General features: G+C 68.6%; 21 protein-coding genes. 12 read left to right on the top strand and 9 right to left on the bottom strand.

Annotation, left to right across the window (positions count from 1 at the left end; all coding sequences use genetic code 11):
• Positions 1-34: 34 nt before the first annotated feature.
• Both VXM69_RS09395 and uxuA read right to left on the bottom strand, forming a co-directional pair.
• Positions 35-1345: an MFS transporter gene (locus VXM69_RS09395; RefSeq protein WP_367188474.1), complete on the bottom strand. Its 1311-nt coding sequence runs from the start codon at positions 1343-1345 to the stop codon at positions 35-37.
• Positions 1346-1416: 71 nt separating this feature from the next.
• Positions 1417-2478, bottom strand: a complete 1062-nt coding sequence (uxuA, locus tag VXM69_RS09390; RefSeq protein WP_175028555.1) for a mannonate dehydratase — start codon at positions 2476-2478, stop codon at positions 1417-1419.
• 266 nt (positions 2479-2744) lie between these two features.
• On the opposite strand from uxuA, the gene VXM69_RS09385 reads away from it, so the two are divergent.
• The 3 genes from VXM69_RS09385 to VXM69_RS09375 all read left to right on the top strand — a co-directional run bounded on the left by VXM69_RS09385 (position 2745) and on the right by VXM69_RS09375 (position 6550).
• Positions 2745-3467 carry a FadR/GntR family transcriptional regulator gene (locus tag VXM69_RS09385; protein ID WP_069704699.1) on the top strand — a complete coding sequence of 241 codons (723 nt, stop codon included), beginning with the start codon at positions 2745-2747 and terminating at the stop codon, positions 3465-3467.
• 180 nt (positions 3468-3647) lie between these two features.
• Complete coding sequence (locus VXM69_RS09380) at positions 3648-4778, top strand: extracellular solute-binding protein (RefSeq protein WP_034191651.1); 1131 nt, start codon at positions 3648-3650, stop codon at positions 4776-4778.
• On the top strand, positions 4775-6550 hold the full coding sequence (locus VXM69_RS09375) for a GGDEF domain-containing protein (protein ID WP_124608848.1): 1776 nt from the start codon (positions 4775-4777) through the stop codon (positions 6548-6550). Before VXM69_RS09380 ends, VXM69_RS09375 begins: the two co-directional genes overlap by 4 nt.
• 97 nt (positions 6551-6647) lie before the next feature.
• Here the strand turns inward: VXM69_RS09375 and VXM69_RS09370 are convergent, their stop codons facing one another.
• The 3 genes from VXM69_RS09370 to VXM69_RS09360 form a co-directional block, all read right to left on the bottom strand.
• A complete protein-coding gene (locus VXM69_RS09370) occupies positions 6648-6947 on the bottom strand; it encodes a DUF4148 domain-containing protein (RefSeq protein WP_367188473.1) in 300 nt (99 codons plus the stop codon).
• A 279-nt stretch (positions 6948-7226) separates the two neighbouring features.
• On the bottom strand, positions 7227-7481 hold the full coding sequence (locus tag VXM69_RS09365; protein WP_027791787.1) for a hypothetical protein: 255 nt from the start codon (positions 7479-7481) through the stop codon (positions 7227-7229).
• 53 nt (positions 7482-7534) lie between these two features.
• Positions 7535-8965: a D-serine ammonia-lyase gene (locus tag VXM69_RS09360; protein WP_367188472.1), complete on the bottom strand. Its 1431-nt coding sequence runs from the start codon at positions 8963-8965 to the stop codon at positions 7535-7537.
• Between VXM69_RS09360 and VXM69_RS09355 the strand changes: the two genes are divergently transcribed.
• Positions 8964-9914: a LysR substrate-binding domain-containing protein gene (locus tag VXM69_RS09355; protein WP_367188471.1), complete on the top strand. Its 951-nt coding sequence runs from the start codon at positions 8964-8966 to the stop codon at positions 9912-9914. The genes VXM69_RS09360 and VXM69_RS09355 overlap by 2 nt on opposite strands.
• Before the next feature lie 369 nt (positions 9915-10283).
• Here VXM69_RS09355 and VXM69_RS09350 read toward each other — a convergent pair whose 3' ends face one another.
• A complete protein-coding gene (locus VXM69_RS09350) occupies positions 10284-11129 on the bottom strand; it encodes a sulfite exporter TauE/SafE family protein (protein WP_034191266.1) in 846 nt (281 codons plus the stop codon).
• A gap of 274 nt (positions 11130-11403) precedes the next feature.
• Between VXM69_RS09350 and VXM69_RS09345 the strand changes: the two genes are divergently transcribed.
• Both VXM69_RS09345 and VXM69_RS09340 read left to right on the top strand, forming a co-directional pair.
• Entirely contained in the window at positions 11404-12300 is an 897-nt protein-coding gene (locus VXM69_RS09345; RefSeq protein WP_034191267.1) for a LysR family transcriptional regulator, read from the top strand.
• Between the two features lie 118 nt (positions 12301-12418).
• A complete protein-coding gene (locus VXM69_RS09340; RefSeq protein ID WP_034191268.1) occupies positions 12419-13051 on the top strand; it encodes a LysE family translocator in 633 nt (210 codons plus the stop codon).
• Positions 13052-13120: 69 nt separating this feature from the next.
• Here VXM69_RS09340 and yddG read toward each other — a convergent pair whose 3' ends face one another.
• The 3 genes from yddG to VXM69_RS09325 form a co-directional block, all read right to left on the bottom strand.
• Complete coding sequence (yddG, locus tag VXM69_RS09335; protein WP_367188470.1) at positions 13121-14065, bottom strand: aromatic amino acid DMT transporter YddG; 945 nt, start codon at positions 14063-14065, stop codon at positions 13121-13123.
• Positions 14066-14249: 184 nt separating this feature from the next.
• Positions 14250-14531, bottom strand: a complete 282-nt coding sequence (locus tag VXM69_RS09330; protein ID WP_367188469.1) for a hypothetical protein — start codon at positions 14529-14531, stop codon at positions 14250-14252.
• Positions 14532-14635: 104 nt separating this feature from the next.
• A complete protein-coding gene (locus VXM69_RS09325) occupies positions 14636-16321 on the bottom strand; it encodes a purple acid phosphatase family protein (protein ID WP_367188468.1) in 1686 nt (561 codons plus the stop codon).
• A 322-nt stretch (positions 16322-16643) separates the two neighbouring features.
• Between VXM69_RS09325 and VXM69_RS09320 the strand changes: the two genes are divergently transcribed.
• From VXM69_RS09320 to VXM69_RS09295, 6 genes are all read left to right on the top strand, one after another.
• A complete protein-coding gene (locus tag VXM69_RS09320) occupies positions 16644-16943 on the top strand; it encodes a YXWGXW repeat-containing protein (RefSeq protein ID WP_034191652.1) in 300 nt (99 codons plus the stop codon).
• Between the two features lie 226 nt (positions 16944-17169).
• A complete protein-coding gene (locus VXM69_RS09315) occupies positions 17170-17943 on the top strand; it encodes an RNA polymerase sigma factor (protein WP_082744618.1) in 774 nt (257 codons plus the stop codon).
• A complete protein-coding gene (locus tag VXM69_RS09310; protein ID WP_034191273.1) occupies positions 17940-18359 on the top strand; it encodes a hypothetical protein in 420 nt (139 codons plus the stop codon). The genes VXM69_RS09315 and VXM69_RS09310 overlap by 4 nt, the downstream gene beginning before the upstream one ends.
• Complete coding sequence (locus VXM69_RS09305) at positions 18356-18859, top strand: periplasmic heavy metal sensor (protein ID WP_049031188.1); 504 nt, start codon at positions 18356-18358, stop codon at positions 18857-18859. The genes VXM69_RS09310 and VXM69_RS09305 overlap by 4 nt, the downstream gene beginning before the upstream one ends.
• Before the next feature lie 254 nt (positions 18860-19113).
• On the top strand, positions 19114-20508 hold the full coding sequence (locus VXM69_RS09300) for a DUF1800 domain-containing protein (RefSeq protein WP_343727158.1): 1395 nt from the start codon (positions 19114-19116) through the stop codon (positions 20506-20508).
• The gene (locus VXM69_RS09295; RefSeq protein WP_175027822.1) at positions 20505-21668 is read left to right on the top strand and encodes a DUF1501 domain-containing protein; all 1164 of its coding nucleotides are present in this window, start codon (positions 20505-20507) and stop codon (positions 21666-21668) included. Before VXM69_RS09300 ends, VXM69_RS09295 begins: the two co-directional genes overlap by 4 nt.
• Positions 21669-21700: the final 32 nt, after the last annotated feature.

Here is a 21700-nt window from a genome sequence, read left to right as displayed (position 1 = left end):
AAGCGCGGGGCACCGGCCGCGCGTTCCGGCAGTGTCAGGCCGCGTTCGGCGCCGCATTCCGCCCGTTCGCACGGCCGCGCAGCGGCGGCAGCGGCTCGACCTTGCCGACGACGAACAGGTACGACAGCGCGCCGACCACGCACAGCGCGCCGGCCGCCGCGAGCGGCACGACGAACGAGCCCTTGGTGATCGACAGCATCACGCCCGTGAAGGTCGTGATGAAGATTCCCGCGAGATTGCCCGCGAAGTTCTGGATGCCGCCGATCGACGCGACGTGCGCGGGCGTCGGCGCGATTTCGCCGACGAGCGTCCACACGTTGGCGCCGGCGAACGACAGGCTGGCATACGCGAGGGCGAACAGTCCGAGGCACGCCCACGTGTTTTCGACGAGCGCGGACAGGGCGATCGACGACGATAGCAGCATCCCGAGCACGAGGCAGGTCTTGCGCGCGGCGGTGGCGCTCCAGCCGCGGCGAAACAGGCTGTCCGACACGTAGCCGCCGAGCCAGCCGCCGGGAATCGCGAGCAGCGCGGGCAGCATGCCCCACGTGCCGAGCGATGCGAGCGAGAAGCCGCGCGACTGCAGCAGGTAGCTCGGGAACCACGTGATGAAGAAGTAGATCGCGAAGTTCAGGCAGAACAGGCCGATCATCATCCCCCACACGGTGCGATAGCGGAACAGGTCGAGCCACGATACGGTCGGGCCATCGGTTGCGGCCGCAACGGCCGGTGCGCCGCGTTGCGCGAGCAGCGCATCGATGGCATCGGGTGCGATCGCGCGGTAGCGTTCGGGGTCGCGATAGACGAACCACCAGGCGAGTGCCCACACGATGCCGATGCCGCCCGTGATCACGAACGACCCGCGCCAGCCGACGATCGAGATCAGCCACGCGACGAGCGGCAGCGACAGCGCGGAGCCGACACGCGAGCCGCTGTCGAAGATGCTGCTCGCGAGCCCGCGCTCGCTGCGCGGGAACCAGTTGAACGCGACCTTCGCGAACGACGGGATCGCGGCCGCTTCGCCGACGCCGAGCATCAGCCGTACGCCCACGAGTTGCGCGAGGCCGCGCGCGGCGCCCGTCGCGACGGTGAACACCGACCACCAGCCGACGGCCAGCGCGAGGCTCACGCGTACGCCGACCTTGTCGATGAACCAGCCGGCCGGCAGCTGAAGGAACGCATAGGTCCAGAAGAACGCACTCAGCACGAGCCCCATGCCGACCGCGTCGAAGCCGAGGTCGGCGCGGATGCTGGGCGCGGCGATCGCGAGGTTCGCGCGGTCGATGAAGTTGATGACGTTGGCCAGGAAGCACATCAGGATCATGGCCCATCGGATGCGTGGCATGCGGTGTCTCCGTGCGGAATGTCGTGACGGGCGGCCGGCGATCCGCTGCGCCGGCTGCCTCGATGGGCGGATTACCGCGACGCGTGCGGCGTGCGGTCGAACTTCGCGAGCGCTTCCCACAGGCCGTTCAGGTAGACCGCGCCGAGCGCCCGGTCGTACAGGCCGTAGCCGGGCTTGCCCGTTTCGCCCCAGATCATGCGGCCGTGGTCGGGGCGCACGTAGCCGGTGAAGCCGGTGTCGTGATACGCCTTCACGATCGCGGCGATGTCGAGCGAGCCGCAGCGCGACAGGTGCGCGGTTTCCTCGAAATCGCCGTTCGCGTCGACCTTCACGTTGCGGATGTGTGCGAAGTGGATGCGGCCCATCGCGCCGAACTCGCGCACCAGCGCCTCGACGTCGTTCTGCGGGCCCGCGCCGAGCGAACCCGAGCACAGCGTCAGCCCGTTCGCGGGCGTGTCGACGATGCGCAGGATCCGCGCGAGATCGTCGCGGTTCTTCACGATGCGCGGCAGCCCGAAGATCGGGCGCGGCGGATCGTCCGGGTGGATCGCCATCTTCACGCCGGCTTCCTCGGCAACAGGGATGATCGCCTTCAGGAAGTACTCGAGGTTCGCCCACAGCGCGGCTTCGTCGACGTCGCGATAGTCGGCGAGCAGGGCCTGCAGCTGTTCGGGCCGGTAGCTCGAATCCCAGCCGGGCAGCGCGATGCCGTCGTTCGGATCGATCCGGTCGACCGCGTCGGTGCTGAATGCGAGGCAGGTCGAGCCGTCGGCGAGCGTCTTCGACAGCTCGGTGCGCGTCCAGTCGAACACGGGCATGAAGTTGTAGCAGACGACGCGGATGCCGGCCGCGCCGAGATGGCGGATCGTCTGCCGGTAGTGGTCGATCAGACGATCGCGCCCCGGCTTGCCGAGCTTGATGTCCTCGTGCACGGGCACCGATTCGACGACTTCGAACCGCAGGCCGGCGCGCTCGATCGTTGCTTTCAGCGTTTCGATCTTGTGCGCGGGCCAGACTTCGCCCACCGGTTCGTCGTAGATCGCGGACACGATATGCGTGACGCCCGGGATCTGGCGGATGTATTGCAGCGAGACCGGATCGGACTCGCCGTACCAACGGAAAGACATCTTCACTGGAGCGGCTCCTGGCTGGCGGTTCATGCACGGACGACCGGGCCGCAGCGTGCGGCCCGGTGCCGGTGAGCGGATTATGATTGGTATGCCAGTTAGGCGGGATAGTGGTTTACCAGTTGTGAGGTTATCGCATGGATAACAGACAGCATCCGCGATTGCGCGGCAGGAAGGACCGACAAGCCGAATCAGGTGCGGGTTGAAATTGGTGTACCATTTTGAGGATCCGGTGCCGCGACGGCGCCGGCCAGCCTGTTGCGAGCCTTTCGATGACCGATCTTTCCAGCCTGCCCGCCAGCCGCGACACCGATGCCGCGGACCGCTCCTATATCGGTCTTGCGCGGCAGATTCACGCGATGGTGGCCGCCGGCGCGTTCGAAGCCGGCGCGCGGTTGCCGTCGGAGCGCAGTCTGGCCGACCAGTTCGGCGTGAGTCGCACGCAGGTGCGCGAGGCGATCATCGCGCTCGAGGTGCAGGGGATCGTCGAAGTGCGGATCGGCTCCGGCATCTACGTGTCCGCGGCCGACGCCGCACGGCCGGTGACGTTCGAGGTGCCGCGCGGCCCGGGGCCGATCGAGACGCTGCGCGCGCGCGGGCTGATCGAAGCGGAAGTCGCGGCGCTCGCGGCGACCGAACGCAAGGACGCCGATCTCGACCGCCTGTTTCTCTCGCTGACGACGATGCGCGAGCAGATGGCCGACAAGGCCGCGTACGACGCGGCCGACCGCCAGTTTCATCTGCGGATTGCGGAGTCGACCGGCAATACGGTGCTGCTGCACATGGTCACGGCGATGTGGGACTGCGCCCGCAGCGATCCGCTGTGGGACAAGATCGAGGAGCACTTTCACTCGACCGCGCTGCGCGAGGCGTCGCAGGAGGATCACCAGCGGATCTTCGCGGCGATCATGGCGCGAGACGCGACAGGTGCGCGCGACGCGATGCGTGCACACCTGTCGCGCGTGATCGCGGAGTTCACGCAGGCCTGGCGCTGACGCGGGTTTCCGCGGCGCGACGCGGGCCGCTGTAGCCGCGCCGCATGCCGCATGTCGCCGCCGTCGCCGGTGCCGGTGCCGGCGAACATGCGCGCCGCGTACGGCTTCTTCCAATTGCGCGACCGTCCGATTTATGGTCTCGTTGCGGGATATCGCATCGACTCGAAAAAGGACAGTCGAATGCAGCCGGGCGATTCACGCGGGGTCCGATTGATCAGGGGAATCGGTGCACGCAAGCGTGCACGCGGCGCCGTGCGCAGCCTGCTCATCATATTGACGATAGGCTTTCTGGCACCCGTCGTGCCGGCGTTCTCCGCCTCTCCCGAAACCGTCAACGACAACGTGCTGCGCGTGCTCGCGTGGCCCGGCTATGCGGACAGCGACATCGTCGGCGCGTTCGAGGCGCAGTTTCGCGCGCGCGTCGAAGTGACGTTCGTCGACTCCGACGAAGCGTTGTGGTCGCGGATGCACAGCGCGTCGCCGCCGCCGTACGACGTGCTGGCCGCGAATACGGCCGAGATCCAGCGTTATGCGCGCGAACGCCTGCTCGCGCCGATCGACCTGCAGCGCATTCCGAACCGGCGGCGCCAGTTGCCGAACTTCCAGCAGGTCGCGACGATCGGCGGGCTCGTGCAGGACGGCACGACCTACGCGATCCCGTTCACGTATTCGTCGATGGGGCTGATCTACGACCGCAAGCAGGTGCCGGCCGCGCCGCGCTCGATGCGCGAGCTGTGGAATCCGCGCTACCGCGGCAAGGTGCTCGACTTCAACAGCGCGCAGCACAATTTCTCGTTCGCCGCGCTCGCGCTCGGCTATTCCGATCCGTTCCGGCTGTCGTCCGCGCAGACGCTCGCGGTCGCGCGCAAGCTGATCGACCTGCGCCGCAACCTGCTGACGTATTACACGCTGCCCGAGGAGGCGACCGCGCTGTTCGTCCAGCATCGCGCGGCACTGATGTTCGGCAACTACGGCACGCAGCAGGTCGAACTGCTGCGGCGCGCGGGCGCGGACGTCGGCTACGTGATCCCGGAAGAAGGCGCGCTCGCGTGGCTCGACTGCTGGGCCGTCACGCGCGGCGCGCAACGCCCCGGGTTGGCATTCGCGTGGATCAACTACATGCTCGAACCGGCGATCGGCGCGCTGCTGACCGAGCGCCAGGGGCTCGCGAATACGCTCGAGCCGCCGTCGGGGCTCGACACCGGGCACCAGCATCTCGTGTGGCTCCAGCCCGTCGAGAACATCGCCCGCCGCGAATCGTTGTGGAGCCGTATCGTGTCGGGCGACCGGCCGGAGCGGTTCGGAAAATGATCCGGCTCGGGCTCGTGTCGAAGCTGTCGGTGCTGTTCGCCTGCATCGGCGTGATCGCGTCCGGCACGACCGGCTACTACGCGTATCGCGCCAATCGCGCGATGCTCGTGCAGGAAGCGCAGCACAGCCTGCTGATGTCGACGCAACTGCTCGGGCAACGCTTCACGACCGCGCTGGCGGATGTTGCCGACGACGCGCTCGTGCTCGCGCAGTTGCCGTCGTCCGCGTTCGTCGCGGGTGACGACAAGCCGGACATCGCACGCCGCACGCGGCTCGAGCAGGTGTACCGGAGCTTCATGACAAATCATCCGGAGTACCTGCAGATCCGCCTGATCGCGAGCGGGCATTTCGGGATCGAACGTATCCGTGTCGTTCGCGATGCGAGCGGCATCGTCGTGCTGCCCGAAAGCGCCTTCCAGGAGAAAGGGCAGTTTTCCTACGTATTCGACACGCTCGCGATGGCGCCCGGCCACATCTACCTGTCACCGATCGTGATCAATCACGAGACGGGATCGCACGAGGCCGAGGGGCTGCCGATCCTGCGCGTGGGGACACCGGTGGTCGACATGTCCGGCCGCACGGTCGGCGCGCTCGTCGTCGACGTCGAATTGTCGCGCGTGTTCGACCGGCTCGAGCGCGACCTGCCGGAAGACTATGCGGTCTATCTCGCGAACGAGTGGGGTGATTTTCTCGTGCATCCCGATCCGGCGCAGACGTTCGGTTTCGACCGCGGCCGGCGCGTGCTGATGCAGGACCGTTTCACCGCCACCCGCGCGTTGTTCGACCACGCTCAAACGAACGTGACGCTCAATGGACTCGCGCAGCCCGACGAGGCGCCGGGCCAGATGTTCGCGTTCGCGCGCACGCCGTTCGGGCACGACGAGGGCAACCGCTTCGTCGTGCTCGGCATGGCGCGCCCGCTCGCGGACGTGCTGGCGCCGGCCGGCGTGCTCGGCGAGCGGATCGTCCGGATGGTGCTCGTGTCGAGCCTGCTGGCGGCGATCCTCGCGATCCTGTTCGCGCGTGCGATCACGCGGCCGCTGCAGACGCTGGCGCGTGCGGCGACCCACGTGTTCGACGATTCGGCCGCCGAGCGGCTGCCGACCGCGCGCGCCGACGAGATCGGCGTACTCGCGCGCTGTTTCGACAGCATGCGCGTCGAGATCCGCACGCAGGTCGCGATGCTGCGTGCGAAGCAGCAGGAACTCGCGCACCTCGCCGGCCACGACCCGCTGACCGCGCTGCCGAACCGCCTGCTGTTCATGGAGCATCTCGAAGCTGCGATCCGGCATGCGGCGGCGGTACGCGAAGGGCTGGCGGTGATGTTCGTCGATCTCGACCGCTTCAAGCAGATCAACGACCAGCACGGGCACTCGGCCGGCGATCGCACGCTCGTCGCGGTCGCGAAGCGGCTGAGCCGTGCGCTGCGCAGCGGCGACATGGTCGCGCGGCTCGGCGGCGACGAATTCATCGTGCTGATCGCGGACGTGCGTTCGCCGGCGGTGATCGGCGACGTCGCGGCGCGCATCCAGATCGTGATGGCCGAGGAGCTGGAGTTCGGCGATCGGCGCGTGGCGGTCGGTGCAAGCATCGGTGTCAGCGAGTATCCGGCCGACGGCGCGTCGGCCGAGGAACTGCTCGTCAAGGCCGATGCGGCGATGTACGCGGCGAAGGCGTGCCCGCAGTGCGTGTGCGTGCGCTATCAGGATCTGGTCCGAGGCGGCGTCGCGACGGACGCAGGCGACCGGGTCGCATCGGGCGGCAGCCGCTGACGATCGGGCGGCGAAACTGGGGCTGCAAACGCGACGAGCCCGTCAGGGACGGGCTCGTCGCATGGCCGCACTGCGCGCGATGCGCGCAGCGGCAGGCTTAGTGGCCGAAGTAGACCGAGTCGTGCGCGCTTTGCGGCTTCGCGGCCGGTGCACCGCCCTGGACGGTCGCGGCCGGCTGTGCGCCGTAACCGCTGTTGTCGGCGCCGCGCACGCGGGCCTGGGCGGCCTGGATGTCGGCCGGGTAGTACGGGCTCGACAGGCCCGGCTTGTAGCCGGCTTGTTCGAGCTGGACCAGTTCGTTGCGCACCTGGGCGCGGGTCACGGTGCTTTGGGCGAATGCGCCGAACGAAGCGGACAGGGCGACAGCGGCAACGACTGCGGAAACGAGCGATTTCATGATGACCTCCGATGTTTATTGGCTTTCCGCGTTCGACACCATGTCGTAAGCGGTTGATTACATCGTAGGCGCCGGTCGACCTAGGGTAAACGTGAGTTTCAGCGAAAGATCGTTGCAGGCGAGGCAATAATTCCGCGAAAAATATCTTCCGTCCCCATTGTGTATTGCCGGGTGTGCAACGGAAAGGCGACCGGGGTGCGGCGTGGATGGCACGTACGGGCGGGCGCCCGGCGGCAGCGGGAAGCGGGAACGGTGCGGGCAGGCTGCGAGGCGGCCGGCTCAGACGTCGTCGTCGATTTCCTTGCGCTCGCGGCGTTCCTCGTTGCCGCGGCGCGCGCGCAGGCGCTGCCGCGACAGGACGGCGATCACCTGCTGGGTCGGCGCGCCGGACGGGAGTTCGTTGCGGATGCGATCGGGCACCATCGGCAGGCCCGCACGCTGCCGGCGCAGCGCCTTGGCGATTGCCCGGCGGCATTCGTCGCCGTGGCAATCCCATTCATCGCGGATTCTCTGGCAATAACGGCATTGTTCCATCCGGACAGTCTACCCGGTCTTCGGGAACCGGGCTGGGCGCCGGGCGGAACGCGTCACGCGCCGGCGGCGGCGAGCGCCTCCGCGTGAGACTGGAAGCGACGGTGTTCTTCCGGCGGAATGAGCGAGCCGCCGGTTGCCCAGATGACGTGCGTGGACGCGCGCATGTCGATCGCGTGGCGGCGCAGGTAGTCCCTGCCGGCCGCCGACCGGGCCAGCCAGCCCGGCCCGCCGACGGCGGCCGCGGCCGACGGTTCCAGTTCCACGCCCGTGGCGCGTTGAACCGCGCGCAACTGCGCGTAGAGCTGCGCGTCGCCGACCGTGAAGACGCCCGACAGTTGCGACGCCATCAGCGGGCTGACCAGATGCGACGCTTGCGCGACCGCCAGGCCGTCGGCCTCGGTCCGGTTGTCGAGCCCGATGTCGTAGACGGACACCGGCGTGCCCGCACCGGCAGCGAGCTGGACGAGCATGCACGGCGCCGCGACGGGCTCGGCGAAAAAGCAGTGCACGTGCTCGCCGAACAGCGCCTTGAGGCCATACGTGATGCCGCCTGGCGCGCCGCCGACCCCGCACGGCAGATGGACGAAGAGCGGATGCGCGGCGTCCACGCGGCGGCCCGATTCGGCGAGCTGCGCGGCCAGATGCCGGGCGCTCGCGGCGTAGCCGAGGAACAGCATCAGCGAGCCTTCGTCGTCGACGAAGTGGCAGCGCGGTTGAGCGCGCGCCTGCGATCGACCCGCGGCGACGGCCTGCGCGTAATCGCCGTCGTGCTCGACCACGCGGACGCCGCGTTGTCGCAGGCGCGCCTTCTTCCACGGCTTTGCGTCGGTCGACATGTGGACGACCGATTCGAACCCCAGCGCGGCGGCCATCACGCCGATACTCAGGCCGAGATTGCCGGTGCTGCCCACGACGACGGTATGGGTGGCGAACAACGCGCGGGCGGCGGCCGACGCGAGGATCCGCCGGTCGCCAGTGGGGGCGATCAACCCGTGTTCGATCGCGATCGACTCGGCGAGCGCGAGCACTTCATGAAAACCGCCGCGCGCCTTGATCGAACCGGCGACCGGCAATGCATCGTCGCGCTTGATGAACCAGGCGCCGTGCGCGTCGTCCGCGTGCGACAACGCGCGCCGCAAGGTGTCCGCCGGCATCAGCGGCGATTCGATCGTTCCCGCCGTGGCCGCGAGCTCGGGAAACAGCTCGGCCATCAGCGGCGCGCAGCGCGCCAGTCTCGCTTCGGCCGCAGCGATGGCGTCGGGTGAGGGCGCGTCCTGCGGCAACGGCCGGCCGGCTTCGGGGTTCAGCCACAGCAGCGGTTGACGGGATTGCAGTCTGGCTAATAGATCGTCGGGTTGAGGTGTGGCGGTCACGGGGCGGCCTTGCGTTCGTTGAGCGAGATTCAGAGCTGGAATGCTACGATTCAAGGCGACCGCGCAAAAGCGCCGATTTCTAATCAATGTATTAGCTGGACTTATACACATGCGACTGGACGGTTCGATCCTCGGTGCGTTGCACTGCTTTGAAACGGCCGGCCGGCTGTTGAGCTTCACGAAGACGGCGCAGGCGTTCAACCTGACGCAAAGCGCCGTGAGCCAGCAGATCCGGAATCTGGAGGACCGGCTGGGTTATCCGCTGTTCGTGCGACAGGCGCGCGGGTTGAGGCTGACGGAGAAGGGCGCGATTCTGCTCGGGACGATGTCGAGTGCGTTCGGCGATATCCAGCGCACGCTTCAGGCGCTCGGCATGTCGGACGCGCCGCTGCGGGTCAGTTGCCTGCCATCGCTGGCATTGCAGTGGCTGATGCCGCGCCTGACCGCGTTTCACCGGCAACAGCCGAACGTGTCGGTGCGTGTGCAGGCCGAGTTCCAGGTGCTGGATCGCGAGGCGATGGAGACCGGCGACATCGACGTGGCCGTGCGCTACGACCCGGTGCAATACGGTCGGCTGCACGCCGAGGTGATGCTCGACGAAATCCTGTTCCCGGTCGCCACGCCGGCGTATCTGGCGCGGCATCCGGCATTCGCCAGCGGCGAGTCGCCGGACGGCGTCGTGTTGCTGCACGATGCCGCACCGTGGGTCGGCGCTTCCGAGTTCGTCGAGTGGCGTACATGGCTGGAGGCCGTCCGGCCGGCGTGGCTCCGGCATCTGGATGGGCCGCAGTTCAATTTTTCCAGCCTGGCGATCACGGCCGCGTTGAACCATCAGGGTGTCGCGATGGGGCGCGCGGCGCTCGTGCACGACGAGCTTGCGAGCGGACGGCTCGTCGATGTGTTCGGCGTGCATGTGCGTGCGCCGGCGCGCTACATGCTGCTGTCACGCAACCCGGACGATCCGCGTACCGCCGCGTTTTCGGACTGGCTCAAGGCCGAATGCGTGCGTTTCGGCGAGGCCCGGTCGAGCGTGTCGCCGAAGACGGGGCGGCCTGCATGAACGATGCCGCCGGATAACTCGATCGGAGTGCGAAGAAATCGACGGTGGTGGTATTGCTGAAAATGACGGTTTCCCGTCCGGCGGCATACGGATGGCTTGCGCATGGACGGGCCCGGTTACCTTATCCGAGCGACCAGATGCCCCAGATCGCGATCAACAGGCCGAGGCCCAACCCGCAGCCCAGCAACACATAGGTTTCCATTTCGTGCCTCTGAAAACGTGGCGGCGCGGATGTCGGCATCGGCGCGCGTACAGCACAGTCGGCAGCGTATCGTCGGCATTGACGGTGGGGGCGATACGCCGGGTCCGCGAATACTACGCCTTGCAGCTTTCAGAACGCATGCGCGATCGATGACGGCGCGCCGCCCGCTATTGCCGGACCGCGCGCGCGTGGTCGCCCTGGGCGACAGGCGAGCCGGGCCGGAACACGCCCGATTTCCAGATCATCTGCGAGGCCGCGACGAGCACGAACAGCAGGACGACCATCCGGAAGATCTTCGGCGACATCTTGTCCCGCAGCGGGCGAACCAGCCACATGCCGGCGATGGCCGGCAGGCTGGCCGCCGCCGAGATCGCCAGGTCGGCGCCGCTCGCATGCGCGGCGCCGCTGAACGTCGTGATCAGCGTGACGATCGACACCACGAGGATGATCGCGATCTGCTTCGTGAACACGCGCCCGGTCGCGCCGGCCGAGATCAGGTAGGTCGCGAGCAGCGGCCCCGGAACCGACGCGATGCTTTCCATCAGCGCGGCGCCAAAGCCGAGCGCGAACCCGACGGGTTTTTGCCACGCTTCCGGCAGGTTGAGTTTCGGCGCGGCGAGCATTAGCGCCGCGGCCACGATCAGCAGCGCACCGGATGCCGCCTGCGCGTGTCCCGGATTGAGCGACAGCAGGATTGCGACGCCGACGATATTGCCGATCACGGTGCCTGCGATCGGCGCGGCGATTTTCCTGGCCGTCGCCAGTACCTGGCCGCCTTCCAGCGCCTGCGGAATGTTGCCGAGGATGATCGGCATCGACAGCAGCAGCACCGCCTGCCGGATCGGCAGGAACTGGCTGAGGATCGGCATCGCGATCAGCGGCACGCCGATTCCCGTGATGCCCTTGGCCATCCCGCCCAGCAGCAACGCAACGGCGATGCCGGCCAGGTCGAGCACGGACAGCGCCTGCAGGCTGGAAACCAGTACACCTTCAGTCAGATTGAAATGAATCATGGCGTGGCATGTCGGGGCCGTTCCGGCAGGTCGCGCCGGCGAGCATGAGCAACGCGGCGGCGTGGTTCAACCGGGCTAATCGACTGCCGCCCGGTGCGCATGCAAGGGCACGGCGAGTCGCGCGGACATCTTACCCGAGCGCTGCCGGCGATGTCCGGCTCGACCGCGGCGTGGCGCGGGCACGGTGTTCCGTACGATGGACGCGATTCAATATAATTCATGAGGAATTGCCGCTTCATGCAGCAAGTACATGTCATGGAAACAAGGAAATCCGATGACGCTAGCCCAGTTGCAGGCCCTGGCGGCCGTAGTCGAACTCGGGTCGCTCACGGCCGCTGCGGACCGGCTCAGCCGCAGCCAGTCCGCGATCAGTCATGCGCTGACCGAGCTGGAGGATCTCACGCAGGTCAAGCTGCTCTGGCGTGACCGGCAGCCGGTCGTCCTGACGGCGGCGGGCGAACGCCTGTGGCCCTACGTCCAGCGCGTCGTCCGTGAAGCGCAGGTACTGCGCCAGCAGTTCAGCCTGTCGCGCGGCAAGCTCGAGGGGCGGCTGGTGGTCGCGTCGCTGCCCAGCGTCTCGCTGGCGTTCGTCGTCCCCGCGCTCGAGGCGTTGAAGGGCCTGCACGAAGGCGTATCGGCGGTGCTGCTCGAAGGCACGGACAGCGAAGTCGAGGGATGGATCGACGACGGGACCGCCGACGTCGGCGTGGTGGCCGGCACGAAGACGTTCGCGCACAACCTGCCGCTGCTCGACGAGGATTTCGTCGCGGTGGCGGCGGACGGTATGTTCGCCGGCCGCAAGCGCGTGTCGGCCAGGCAGTTGTCCGCGGCGCCGTTCATTTTTTCGAAGGCCGGGTGCGGGCCGCTGATCGCGGATTACTTCGCGCGCGGCGGCGCGCCGCTGCGGGCCGCGTTCAACGTGGTCGAGATGCGCACCATTCTGTCGATGGCGGAGGCCGGCATGGGCGTATCGATCGTGCCGCGCATCACGCTCACGTACACGCCGTTCGGCGGCCGCGTGCTGGAACTGTCGCCGCGGCTGCATCGTTCCGTGCGGCTGGCCTGGAATACGGCCGGCAACGCGGTAACCGATGAATTCGTGAAACTCGTCGACGCACAACGTGCGAAGGCAGGGAAGGCGATCCACGCACGCGCGAAAAAGGGCCGATAGCGCGCAGCCGGTGCGATGAACGGCATGCATGGGCAACTTGCATTTTATTCATGCCTATGATTGCCGGAATGCAATACATTGATCGGACCTCGTCATCGTTGCGCCGAAGGAGATTGCCGTGCCGGCCTTGCCCACCCTGTTTGCATTCGGACTCGTGTCGCTCGGCATGGTGCTGACGCCCGGACCGAACATGATCTACCTGGTGTCGCGCTCGATCTGCCAGGGCCGCCGCGCCGGGCTCGTGTCGCTCGGCGGCGTCGCGCTGGGGTTCGTGTTCTACATGCTGTGCGCGGCGTTGGGCATCACCGCGCTGGTGATGACCGTGCCGTACGCATACGACGCGCTGCGCTTCGCCGGCGCGCTGTATCTGGCGTACCTGGCGTGGCAGGCACTGAAACCCGGTGGCCGCTCCGCGTTCCAGGTCCGGCAATTGCCGCACGACAGCCGCGTCAGGCTGTTCGCGATGGGTTTCGTCACGAACCTGGCGAACCCGAAGATCGCGGTGATGTATCTGTCGCTGTTGCCGCAGTTCATGTCGCCGGGCCACGGCAGCGTGCTCGCGCAATCGCTGGTGCTGGGCTGCGTGCAGATCGCGGTGAGCGTCAGCGTGAACGCGCTGATCGCGTGCATGGCCGGTTCGATCGCGGGCTTTCTCGCGGGGCGGCCGCTCTGGGCGTCGGCCCAGCGCTGGTTGATGGGTACCGTGCTGGCCGGACTCGCCGTGCGGATCGCGCTGGAGTCGCGAAGCTAGCGCGCGAAGGCGGGCGCTTGGGGAACGGCCGGCTGCCGGCCGGCCTTGCGCCGATCGCGCCGGGCAGCATCAACCGTGGCAATTGCCTTCGGCCTTCTTGCCGACCCGAACGGGCATGGCCTTGTCGGTGCGTCGGCTGCGCGTCGAGAGCCAGCACAGGATCGATCCGCCGCACACCATCAACGCGCCTTGCCAGAATTCGACAGACAGCGGCGCATGCAGCAGCGTCGCGGCGAGCGCGGCGGCGAGCACCGGCGTGAAGTACGACGCACCGACGATGACCGTCACGTTGCCATGCATGATGCCGGTGTTCCAGGCCGCATAGCCGAACCCCAGCGCCGACGCTGCCAGCACGAGATACAGGACCGCGTGAAAGCTGAACGTCATGCCGCCGCCGCCTTCGATCGCGAACTTGATCCAGAGCACCGCGGCGACCAGCATGAAGAACGGCGTGACGCCGTTCTTGCCGTCGGCGAGGCGCGCCGTCACCGTGCAATAGGCTGCCCAGATCAGCGCGCCGACGAATGCGAGGCCGTAGCTCAGCGGATTGTCCGCGACGTTGCGCAGCATGCCGGCCGGATCGAGGCCGCGGTCGCCGCCGAGCACCCAGCAGATGCCGAGCATCGACAGCAGGACACCCGGCACGACCAGCAGGTTCGCGCGCTGCTTGTTGAATACGATGGCGGCGACCAGCGTGAGGCTCGGCCACAGATAGTTGACCATCGCGACTTCGATCGCCTGCTGCCCGTTGCTGGCATAGCCGATCGACAGCGCGAGGCACAGCTCGTATGACACGAACAGCAGGCCGCCCCAGCGCAGATAGCTTTTCGGGAACCTGCTCAGGTCGGGGAAGCCGATTGAAAACACCAGTAGCACGGACGCCACCGTATAGATCATCGCGGCGCCGCCGGTCGCGCCGAGGCTTTCGCTGACGCCGCGAACGAGCGCGACCACCGAGGCCCATAACAATACCGCGCCGAGCCCGGCGAGCGTTGCCCTGTTCTTGCGTTTCATGCGTCCTGCCTGTTTCAACATGCCAATTCGATTTCGGATGATACGAGGCCGCTCGCGCGCGCCGTCATCGCGCGCGGCGATGCAATGGGGGGATTTCGACGGAACCGCGCATTTTAACAGGGCGATGCCGTTGCGGCGATGCAGCCGGACTGGCGTGTACGGCCGATTCGGGTGCGCGAGTCGATCACGCGTCGCCGATACGCCATGCGGCGCCGATCGCCGACAACGCGCGCCCGATCGAGTCGAGCATCGCATCCCGTGTCGGCCCGAGCGTCGTGACGAGGAAGAATCCCTCTTCGCCGGTCGTCAGGCCGATCAGCGGCCAGCCGGCGGTGTCGCTCCGAACCTCGAGCCGTTGTCGATTGCGATCGATGTCAATGCCGCGATGCGCTTGCCGCAGCGCATTCGCGATGGCATCGAATGCGTTAGCCGACGGGATCGTGTGGATGCGGTATTCGAAACTCATCTTCGTGGGCCGGGGGGCGAGCCGCGCAGTCTAACCCGTGCCGTGGCATCCCGTCCCTCGATGGCCGTGCAACCGGCGCCCGCCACGGCAGGCGCCCCGCACGATCACCGTTCGTGCCGCTTCTTGCTCAGTTCGATCGTTTCGAACAGCTCGTACTGCGCGCTCGGGTGCTGGTCGGCGCCCGGCGCGTGGTAGTAGCGCATCGTGATCGTCGTGTGGCCGCCCGGCTTGCCCGGGTCATGGTCGAACACGGCGATCCCGTAGCCGGTGCCAGTGTCGCGGCGCGCGGACCAGATCGCATCCTCGAGCGCATCGGCCGGCTGGCGCACGAACGTGTTCGGCGCGGTGCCCGGCACCGGCCGGTTCGGCTTCGTGAACACCTTCGCACGCGCAAAGCCGGTCGACGGATTCTCGCCGTACACGTCGAGCGGCGCGCTGGTGCCGCCGCCGCCGAGGATCAGGTGGATCGTGCCGTGGCTCGTGTCGAACCGGGTGCGGTCCGGGTCGTTCGAGCCGACCGGACGCGGCTGCAGCGTCTCGACCACTTCGCCGGTGGTCGCGTCGACGCCCGCGCGGTGATTGCAGCCGCGCACCGGGTAGCTGCGCTCGTAGTCGTGATCGTGGCCGCACAGCACGAGATCGACGCCGTAGCGGTCGAACAGCGGCAGCCACGCTTCGCGAATGCCCTTGTCCGAACCGTTGCCCGTTTTCGACGAACTGAGCGCGTCCTGGTGCATCTGCACGACGATCCAGTCGATGTCGTCGTCATGCGCGGCAAGACGCAGCGTGCGTTCGAGCCAGCGCGTCTGTTCGCCGTTGCTGTAGCCGCGCACGTAGAACGACGTGCCGGGTTCGATCGGCGGGCGGCCCGTGCTCGCAGCCGGCACGAGCGGCGCCGGGCCGCCGACGAACGCGGCGGCGTCCTGGTACACGACATCGTCGGCGTCGAGCGACACGAACAGCACCGAGCTCACGCGGAAGCTGTACCAGCGGCCCGGGAAGTGCGTGCCGTTCTCCGGCAGCGAATAGCGCGCGAGATACGAGTCGAGCCCCTGCGGGCCGTTGTTGAACTCGATCTCGTGATTGCCCGGGCACGGCATCCACGGGCGATTCGCGGCCGACGTCTGGTTGTTGTTGCCGAAATCGCGCCACACCTCGGGCTGGTGCGCGGGGTTCAGGTTCGCGTAGCAGAGGTCGCCGTTCAGCAGGTGGAACAGCGGCTGGAACTGCTCGACGGCCTGCACCGCGAACCGGCTTTGCGGCGACGACAGCACCCACACGCCGTTCGGCGTCGCGAGATCGCCGTAGCTGGTGAAGCGAAACGGCGCGCGGCCGCGCGGCGCCGTCGAGAAATTGGCGGAGAACGGCTGCGCGGCGTTGCCGTCGTTGTCGGCGGTGATCTCGTAGCGGTAGCGCGTATCGGGTTTCAGCCCGTGCACGCGCGCGTGGTACGTGAACACGGTTTCGCCGTTCAGGCCGTCGGTGTACAGGCGCTGGACGCCGTGCACGGTACGCGGCGGCTCGCCGTCGGCGACGATGCGCGCACGCGGATTGACGGCCGGCGCGAGCGACGCCCACGAGATCACGACCTCGGACGCCGGGTCGTTGCCCCACGTCAGGTGGACCTGTTCGGGCGTGCCGTCCGGATTCGACGCGGCGGCGCGCGCGGCTGCGAGGCCGCCGGCGGCGGTGGCGAGGCCGGAGACGCCGGCAAGTTTCAGGAAGCCGCGACGCGATACCGAAGCGGCCGGCTCGTTCGGCTGATCAGGGAGAGTGTCCTGGTTCGACATGGTCGGTGTTTTCGTGGGTGGGGACGCGAGAGGTGGAACCGTGGGGCCGTGCGCGAGCGCGGCCGGGGCATGGGCCGGAAACGAGCGGGATCCCGGTCGCATGCATTGTCGAAGGGCAGTTTTGCCGCGTTGTGACAGCGCCGCAACCCGGCTGGGCGGCAGCCGATACGCGCGATCGCGCGGCGTGGCGTCCGACCCGCGCCGAATCCCGTTCGGTCCGTCTGGAATTTATTTGCGGATTCCGCGACGGAATCGCTTCGCCCGCGCCGTTTAACGCATGAACGGCCGCAACCGGTCGATGCCCGTTACTTCGGAGTCTTTCATGAAACTTTCCGTTCCATTGCGATTTGCCGTGGCCTGCGTGGCCGCGCTGGCGGCATCCGCGTCGTTCGCGCAGGCCGTGATCGTCGCGCCTGTCGCGCCGCCGCCGCCACGCGTCGAAGTGATGCCCGCGCCGCGTGCGGGCTACGTCTGGGACCAGGGGCACTGGCACTGGCGGCAAGGGCGCTACGTGTGGATTCCGGGCCACTGGCAAGTGGTGCGTGTCGGTTATCACTGGGTACCGGGGCATTGGGCCGCGCGCGGGCCGGCCTGGCGCTGGGTGCCCGGCCACTGGGCCTGATGCGTACGACGTCGCGCGGCACGCCGTGCCGGCGCGACGGATTCTTCATGCAACATCATGAGTCGAAGCGATGCCTTTCCGAACCATCGTGATCCTGGCGGCCGCAGCCGTGGTGCTGGCCGGCTGCGTCTTGGTGCCGGCCCGACCGGTGTATTACCGGCCCGCGCCGGTCGTCGTATATTGAGCGCGCTGGCCGCCGGTCGCGCGGCCGGCAGACAGGATCGATATGCCGCGCGAACCGGATGTCGATGAAGCGGACGTGGCCGACGCCGTGTGCGATGCGCGCGGCGTCGACGAACAGTCGGCGTGGCGCCGTCCGGTGATGGCCCGACGCATGCAAGGAGAGCACGACGATGAGCTTCAGCCGGGCGGCGGGTATCCCTGCCGGCACAGGGCGGCGCCCGCGCGCCGCGAGACGGAGCGGGCGGCGTTGAACGATCGCGACGACCGCGATCCGGACGCGGAACTCGTCGCGCGCGTCGGCGCGCGCGATTCATCGGCAGTGCGCGTGCTGGTCGCGCGCAAGCTGCCGCGGCTGCTCGCATTGGCGACGCGCATGCTCGGCGACCGGAACGAAGCCGAGGACGTCGCGCAGGAGACGTTCTTGCGAATCTGGAACCATGCGCCGCGCTGGCGCGAAGGCGAGGCGCGCTTCGATACGTGGCTGCATCGCGTCGTGCTGAATCTCTGCTACGACCGGTTGCGCGGCCGCCGCGAGGAGCCTGTCGATACGCTGCCGGACGTGCCCGACACGCAACCGGAGCCGGCCGCGCATGCGGAGTTGCGTTCGCGCGACGCGCGCGTGCGGCAGGCATTGGCCGCGTTGCCGCCGAGGCAGCGGGAAGCGCTGGTGCTCCAGTACTATCAGGAAATGTCGAATGTGGAAGCGGCCAACCTGATGGGCATCACCGTCGATGCGCTGGAAAGCCTGCTTGCCCGTGCGAGGCGCAACCTGCGCGCGCAGCTGGCCGGCGACCCACCTAGCGAGGACAAGCGATGACACCCGAACGATTTCGTACCATCGTCGCCGCGTACGGCTCCGACGCGCGGCGCTGGCCGGCCGGCGAGCGAGCGGCTGCCGAAGCATGGGCGCAGGCGAACCCGCGCGAAGCGCTGCTGGCGCTGGACGACGCGGCCGACCTCGATGCGTGGCTCGCGTGCGACACGGTCGCACCGCCCGCGCCGTCGCTGGTCGAGCGTATCGTCGCGACGGCGCCCGCGCCGCGGCGCGCGCGCCGGCGTGGCAATGTGTGGTGGTCGGGCGCGGCGTTCGCGGGCGTCGGCCTGGCCGGTGCGCTCGCGGGCGCGGTGGCCGTGTCGATGCTGATGCTCGGCAGCGCGCCGCCGTCACAGCATGAATCGGGCTATCTGACGACGACGTTCGGCGGTCCGAGCATCGATTGGAGCGATGAATGACTGAACGTGGCTGGAAATTCATCCTCGTCGGCTCGGTCGTGCTGAACGTGTTCATGCTCGGCGCGATCGGCGGCGGTGCCTATCAGTGGTTCTCGACGCATCGCGACCTGCATGCGGCGGGCGCACCGGCATCGCGCACCGCGTTGCGTTTCGCGGCGGACGAATTGCCCGAGGCGCGACAGCGCGAATTCGCCGCCGCGTTGAAGGCGGCGCGCAAGACCGGCCGCGATTTTGCACGCGAAGGGCGAGACGGCCGGATCACCGTGCTGGACCTGCTCGCCGCGCCGCAACTCGATCGCGCGGCGATCGACGCCGCGCTCGATCGCACGCGCGCGGCCGATACCGCGATGCGTGCGCAGGTCGAGCGCAGCGTCGTCGATTTCGCGGCGACGCTGACGCCCGACGAGCGTATGAAATTCGTCGACGGGTTGCAGCACAGCGGCAACTGGCGCTTGCCGCCGAAGCTGCAGAAGAAGCCTGACCCGCCGGCGAGTCAGTGAGCCTTGCGTGACGGCGGCGCGCGATCCGCGTGTCGCCGTCACGCGCGCTCGGGCACGTGCAATGCGTGCGCCTTTCCGCTGGCTTGCGTCGTCATCGTCGTTGTTCGTTCATTCGTGACGTGCGCTGCCGTGCGACGAGCCTTCCGCCGGTCACTGCGCCCGCGTTCCCCGATCGATATTTATTTGCGATTCCCGCGACGGATTTCCCGGTGCGCCCGCGTTGAACAGGGGTACGCACCGCGAGAGAGCCCGTCATGGACCACCCGAACGACATTACGCCGGCCGCGATCGCGCTGAACCGCTTCGGTCTCGGCGCGCGCGCCGACGAAGCGCCGCCTGCCGACCCGAAGGCGGCGCTCGTCGCGCAATTCGACCGTTACGATGCGCGGCCCGCCGCGTGGGCCGGCGAGCCCGATGCGGTTGCGCTCGCGACGCGCTTCGCGAACGCGCGCAACACGATGACGGGCGACGACGCGGCTGCGAAACGCGCGACCGCGCAGTCGATCCGGCGTGACGGCTACGACGCGTATCGCAGTGCCGTCACCGCACGCATGAACAGCGCGTTGAACACGTCCACGCCATTCGTCGAACATCTCGTGCATTTCTGGGCGAACCATTTCGCGGTGTCGGTCGACAAGGGGCAGGTGGCCGCATATGCGGGCGCGTTCGAACGCGACGCGATCCGCCCGCACGTGCTCGGTCGTTTCGAGGACATGCTCGTCGCCGTCGAGCAGCATCCCGCGATGCAGGTGTTCCTCGACCAGGCGCGCTCGGTCGGCCCGGACAGCCCGGCCGCGCTGCGCGCCGAGGCACGCAACCCGTCGGCAAGGCGCGGGCTGAACGAGAACCTCGCGCGCGAAATCATGGAGCTGCATACGCTCGGCGTGCGCACGGGCTACACGCAAGCGGACGTGACGGAATTCGCGCGTGCGCTGACCGGCTGGAGCATCGCCGGCGGGCGAGGGCCGCAGCCGGGCGATGCCGCGCCCGGTGCGTTCGTGTTTCGCCCGAAGCTGCACGAACCGGGCACGCGCACGGTGATGGGGCGCACCTACGACCAGCCGGGCGAAGCCCAGGCACGCGCGATCCTGCACGACCTCACGCGTTCGGATGCGACGGGCCGGCACATCGCGTTCCAGCTCGCCCGTCATTTCGTCGCCGACAATCCGCCGCCCGCGCTGACCGACCGGCTGGCCCGCGCGTTCGATGCGAGCGGCGGCGACCTGCCGACCGTCTATCGCGCGCTCGTCGATGCGCCCGACGCGTGGTCGCCGGTCAATCGCAAGTTCAAGACGCCGTGGGAGTGGGCCGTGTCGTCGCTGCGCGGGCTCGGCTGGCGCGACACGGGCGACCTGAAGGCCGCGCCGCTGCTCGCGCAGCTCGGCCAGCCGGTGTGGCGGCCGGGCTCGCCGGCCGGCTACGACGACGTCGCCGCGAGCTGGGCCGCGCCCGACGCGCTCGTGCGGCGCGTCGAGATTGCACAGCGGCTGGCCGCGCGCACGGGCGACCGGCTCGATCCGCGCACGCTCGGCAACACGCTGCTCGCCGGTTCGATGAGCACGCCGACCGCGACCGCACTGTCGCGCGCGGAAAGCGCGACGACATCGCTCGCGTTGCTGCTCGTCTCGCCCGATTTCCAACGGAGATGACCATGGCCCTGTCACGCCGACAATTCCTGAGCGTTGCCGCCGCCGGCGCGGGTGCGATCCTCGTCGCGCCGCGGATCGTGTTCGCGAACGTCGCGACCGACCGCCGCTTCGTGTTCGTGATCCAGCGCGGCGCGGCCGACGGCCTGAACATCGTCGTCCCGTATGCGGAGCCCGCGTATGCGTCGCTGCGCGGTCCGCTCGCGATCGACACGGCGGCAGCAACGCGGCTCGACGGCACGTTCGCGCTGCACCCGTCGCTCGCGCAGACCGCGCAGCTGTACCGCGACGGGCAGGCGCTGTTCGTTCATGCGATCGCGTCGCCGTACCGCGACCGCTCGCATTTCGACGGCCAGAACGTGCTCGAAACGGGCGGCCGTGCGCCGTACCAGGTGAAGGACGGCTGGCTGAACCGGCTTGCCGCGCTGCTGCCCGCGACGCGCGAAAGCGCGATCGCGTTCGCGCCGACCGTGCCGCTCGCGTTGCGCGGCACTGTGCAGGCCGCGTCGTATGCGCCATCCGGTTTGCCGGCCGCGCCGGACGACCTGCTCGCGCGCGTGTCGTCGCTCTACGAGGCCGATGCGCAGCTCGGCCCGCTGTGGCAGTCGGCGATGGACGCGCGCGGCCTCGCCGGTGATGCGCAGGCGCGGCAGGATCCTGCCGGCGTCGGCAAGCTCGCGGCGACGTTCCTCGCGCGCGACGACGGCCCGCGGATCGCGATGATCGAGACGGGCGGCTGGGACACGCACAGCGCGCAGAACGCGCGACTCGCGAACCAGTTGAAAGCGCTCGACACGATGCTTGCCGCGTTGCGCGACGGCCTCGGGCCCGCGTGGCAGCAGACCACGGTGCTGGTCGCGACCGAGTTCGGCCGCACGGCGGCGGTCAACGGCACGGGCGGCACCGATCACGGGCAGGCGTCGGTCGCGATGCTCGCGGGCGGTGCGGTTGCCGGCGGCCGTGTGATCGCCGACTGGCCGGGGCTGCGGCCGGGTGACCTGTACGAAGGGCGCGACCTGAAGCCGACCGCGTCGCTCGACGCGCTGATCGCCGGCGCGGCCGCCGAAAGCCTGCGGCTCGATCCGCGCCGCACCGCATCCGCGCTGTTCGCGGAAAGCGGCGCGACGCGGCCGATGACCGGCCTGATTCGCGGTGCGGCATGACGCGGCCCAGGCCGCGCTCGTCCTCGCTGGAC

This window comes from Burkholderia sp. Ed8, from assembly GCF_040761425.1.
GTDB lineage: Bacteria > Pseudomonadota > Gammaproteobacteria > Burkholderiales > Burkholderiaceae > Burkholderia > Burkholderia seminalis.
Note: the sequence above shows the minus strand (reverse complement) of the source record. Positions and strands in the feature narration are given on the sequence as shown.